Annotated in this window: 4 protein-coding genes and 1 pseudogene; all 5 read left to right on the top strand. The window is 71.6% G+C overall.

Annotated elements, in window-relative coordinates:
- Window positions 1-376 (top strand): ATP-binding protein (locus tag AB0M20_RS30085; protein ID WP_364303694.1); only part of this gene is annotated, 376 nt, incomplete at its 5' end.
- Window positions 364-1,005 (top strand): response regulator transcription factor, encoded by a 642-nt coding sequence (locus tag AB0M20_RS30080; protein WP_364303693.1) that lies wholly within the window; start codon window positions 364-366, stop codon window positions 1,003-1,005. The genes AB0M20_RS30085 and AB0M20_RS30080, both read left to right, overlap by 13 nt.
- Before the next feature lie 61 nt (window positions 1,006-1,066).
- On the top strand, window positions 1,067-2,614 hold the full coding sequence (locus AB0M20_RS30075; RefSeq protein WP_364303692.1) for a long-chain fatty acid--CoA ligase: 1,548 nt from the start codon (window positions 1,067-1,069) through the stop codon (window positions 2,612-2,614).
- Window positions 2,615-2,623: 9 nt separating this feature from the next.
- Window positions 2,624-3,922 (top strand): hypothetical protein, encoded by a 1,299-nt coding sequence (locus AB0M20_RS30070; protein WP_364303691.1) that lies wholly within the window; start codon window positions 2,624-2,626, stop codon window positions 3,920-3,922.
- Window positions 3,919-4,163: pseudogene (locus tag AB0M20_RS30065) on the top strand (hypothetical protein); the annotation flags it as partial. The gene AB0M20_RS30070 and the pseudogene AB0M20_RS30065, both read left to right, overlap by 4 nt.

Genomic DNA, 4,163 nt, shown 5'->3' with positions numbered 1-4,163 from the left:
TCGTGTGCTCTTCCGATCTCTGGCGGCGGCGGTGCGGGACGTGGCGAGCACCGCGCCCGTGCCGGTCGATCTGGACCTGGCGAAGGACAGGTTGCCCGCGGCCGTCGAGGTGACCGCGTACTTCGTGGTCGTCGAGGCCCTGGCGAACGTGGCCAAGCACAGCGGCGCACGCCGGGCCCGGGTCACCGCGCAGGTGGCGGACGACCGGCTGCTGCTCGAGGTGACCGACGACGGCCGCGGCGGCGCCGACCCGGCGAACGGGTCCGGGCTGGTCGGGCTGGCCGACCGGGTGGCGGCGGTGGACGGGACGGTGGCGGTGTCCAGCCCGCTCGGCGGCCCCACGCGGGTACGTGTGGAGATCCCGTGCGGGTCGTGATCGCCGAGGACGGGCTGATCGTCCGCGAGGGGATCGCCGGGATCCTGCGTCGCTTCGGGCACGAGGTGGTGGCCGCGGTCGGCGACGCGGCCGCGTTGGAGAGCGCCGTCCGGGCGCTCGATCCGGACATCGTGGTCACCGACGTGCGGATGCCGCCCGGCTTCGCCGACGAGGGCCTGCAGGCGGCGATCCGGATGCGCGCCGCCGACCCGGCTCTGCCGGTGCTGGTGCTCAGCCAGTACGTGGAGCAGACGTACGCGGCGGAGCTGATCGAGAGCGACCACGCCGGCGGTGTCGGATATCTCCTGAAGGACCGGATCGGCGAGGTAACCGAGTTCGTCGAGGCGCTCGAGCGGGTGGCCGCGGGCCGCACGGTGGTCGACCCGGAGGTGGTGCGGCAGCTGCTCGGCCGGCGCCGGGGGCCCCTGCAGCGACTCACGCCGCGCGAGCGCGAGGTCCTGGCCCTGATGGCCGAGGGCCGCTCGAACACCGCGATCGCCCGGGCGATGGTGGTCTCGGAGGCCGCGGTGGCCAAGCACATCGGCAGCCTGCTGCTGAAACTCGATCTCCCGCCGGATTCCGACGACCACCGCCGGGTCCGGGCCGTTCTCGCCTACCTGCAAGGCTGATTTCCCAGGATGGGATGGCATGCTGCACTGAGACGGCCGTCACAGCTGTAGGAGGGACCCCATGCTGAACCTGTCGATCCTGCTCGAGGACTCCGCCCGCACCTTCGGTGAGCGGACGGCGGTGGTGCTCGGAGAGACCCGCCTGTCCTACGCCCAGGTCGACGCGGCCGCCAACCAGGTGGCGAACCTGCTGGTCAGCCGGGGCATCCAGCCCGGCGACAAGGTGGCGCTGTCCTGCCCCAACCTGCCGTACTTCCCGGTCGTCTACTACGGCATCCTCAAGGCCGGCGCGGTGGTCGTCCCGCTGAACGTGCTGCTCAAGGGCCGCGAGGTGGCGTACCACCTGAACGACTCCGAGGCGAAGGCGTACTTCTGCTTCCAGGGCACTGCCGAGCTGCCGATGGGCGAGGCGGGCAAGGCCGGCTTCGACCAGACCGAGGGGTGTGAGCACTTCTTCCTGATCACCGCCGACCCGTCCGCCGCGTCGCCGATCGAGGGCGCCGAGACGATGGGCTCGGCCGTCGCGAAGCAGTCGCCGAAGTTCCAGGCGGTGCTCCTGCCGGAGACCGACCCGGCCGTCATCCTCTACACCAGCGGCACGACCGGGCAGGCCAAGGGCGCCGAGTTGTCGCACTCGAACCTGATCCTCAACGCGCTCACCTGCAACCGGCTCTTCAAGGCCGTCCCGGGCCAGGACACGCACCTCGCCGTGCTGCCTCTGTTCCACTCGTTCGGCTCGACGGTCAACATGAACGCCGGCTTCGCCACGGCGAGCACGCTGGTGCTGCTCCCCCGGTTCGACGCCGCCGCGGCGGTGAAGCTCCTCGAGTCCGAGAGCGTGACGTTCTTCGCCGGCGTACCCACGATGTACTGGGGTCTGCTCAACGCCCTGTCCGAGGGCGTCGACGTGCAGCGGATCGCGGACAACATGCGGGTGGCGGTCAGCGGCGGCTCCAGCCTGCCCGTGGAGATCATCCACCAGGTCAAGGACCGGTTCGGCGTGCAGATCCTGGAGGGGTACGGGCTGAGCGAGACCTCGCCGGTCGCGACCTTCTCGGACCCCAACTCCGACCCGCGTCCCGGGTCGATCGGCATCCCGATCTGGGGCGTCGAGGTGAAGCTGATCGATCCGGAGTGGAACACCGTCGAGGGCGTCGACGAGATCGGTGAGGTGGCGATCCGCGGCCACAACATCATGCGGGGCTACTACAACCGGCCCGAGGCGACCGCCGAGGTGATGAAGGACGGCTGGTTCCGCAGCGGCGACCTGGCCCGGCGGGACAAGGACGGCTTCTACTACATCGTCGACCGCGCCAAGGACATGATCATCCGCGGTGGCTTCAACGTGTACCCGCGGGAGATCGAGGAGGTGCTGATGACCCACGAGGCGGTCTCCCTCGCCGCGGTCATCGGGGTGCCGCACTCCAGCCACGGCGAGGAGATCAAGGCGTACGTGATCCGCAACGCCGGGTCGACGACCACCGAGGACGAGCTGGTCGCCTGGGCCCGCGAGCAGATGGCCAGCTACAAGTACCCTCGGATCGTCCAGTTCGTCGACTCCCTCCCGATGACGGCGACCGGAAAGCTGCTCAAGAGGGAGCTTGACTGAGGAGGTCGTGTGAGCACGGTTCAGCTGGAACGGCCGGGGCTCACACGTGTCGCCCAGCTGCGGCACACCACCCCGGGCCGGCTTCAGCTCACGCTGTTCGGCCTGCTCGCGCTGGGCCTGCTCACCGGCCTGCTCGTCTTCGTCACCGCGAACCAGACGCGGTCGGGCACCGACGACCTGGGTGACCGCGCGCAGCCGCTGCTGGTCGAGGCCGAGACGATCTACTCGGCGCTGGCCGACGCGGACACCACCGCCGCCCAGGCGTTCCTGGCCGGCGGGCTGGAGCCGGCCGACCTGACCCGGCAGTACGAGGACGACCTGACCCGGGTGAGCACGGCGCTCACCGCGGCGGCCCGGCGCACCCCGGAGGGCAGCGAGCCGGCCGAGTCGATCCGCGCGCTGTCCACCGGCGTGACCCGGTACGCCGCCCTGGTCGCGTCCGCACGGGCGAACAACCGGCAGGGCATGCCGGTCGGTTCCGCGTACCTGTCGCAGGCCTCCGCGCTCAACCGCGAGACCTTGCAACCGCAGGCTCAGGCGCTGTTCCGGATCGCCGAGCAGGAGACGGACCGCGGCTACGGCTCGGCGAAATCCACCGCCTTCGTGGTGCTTTACGCGCTCCTGCTGATCAGCCTCACCATCGCCCTGATCCACACCCAGGTGCGGCTCAGCCGCTCCACCAAGCGGACCTTCAACATCCCGCTGGCCTGCGCCACGGCCCTTACCCTGCTCCTCGGGCTGATCTCGACCGGGGTGCTGGTCGCCCAGCGCAACCATCTGGGCGACGCGGACAGCGAGGGCTCCACGCCGGTGGCGCTGCTGGCCCAGGCCCGGATCTTCGCGCTGCGGGAGCGCGGGGACGAGGCGCTGACCCTGGCCGCCCGCGGCAACGGCGCGCAGTACGAGCAGGACTTCGACACCGCGTCGCAGCGGCTGAGCGGCCCGAACGGCCTGCTCGCGGTGGCCGCCGGCGCGGTGGACGGCCCGGCCGGGCAGTGGGTGCGGTCGGCGATGCGCAAGCACGACATCTACGTCGGCATCCACGAGGAGGTCCGCGCCAAGGACGAGAGCGGCGACCATGACGGCGCGGTGGACCTGGCCATCGGCGCGGACACCTCGGCGACGTTCCGCGGGCTGACCGACGACATCGGGCGCGCGCTGGAGGACCGCAAGAACGCCTTCGATCGCGAGATCGACGCCGCCGGTCGCGGCCTGGGCTCGCTGACCGTGCTCGGCCCGCTGCTCGCGCTGGCGGTCTGCGCGCTGGCCATCCTCGGCCTGCGCCCGCGGCTGGAGGAGTACCGATGAGGCGGCGCCGGTTGCTCGGCCCGATCGCCGCGGCGCTGGTCGCCGCGGTCGTGGTCGTCGCGGTCTCGGCCGGATGCTCCGCGGACCCGCGCCCCGACCTGATCGAGCGCGTCGACCCGGTGCCGTCGGAGGCGCCGCAGGTGGTCGCTCCGCAGCAGGACTGCAAGCCGCGCCAGAGCCTGCGCCCGACCGGCTCGCTGCCCGCGCCGGGGAAGATGCCGGCCGGGTCGACGATGGCGGC

Source organism: Actinoplanes sp. NPDC051633 (genome assembly GCF_040681735.1).
Classification (GTDB): domain Bacteria; phylum Actinomycetota; class Actinomycetes; order Mycobacteriales; family Micromonosporaceae; genus Actinoplanes.
The sequence above is the reverse complement of the archived record's forward strand: the minus strand, read 5'-3'. Positions and strand labels throughout refer to the sequence as shown.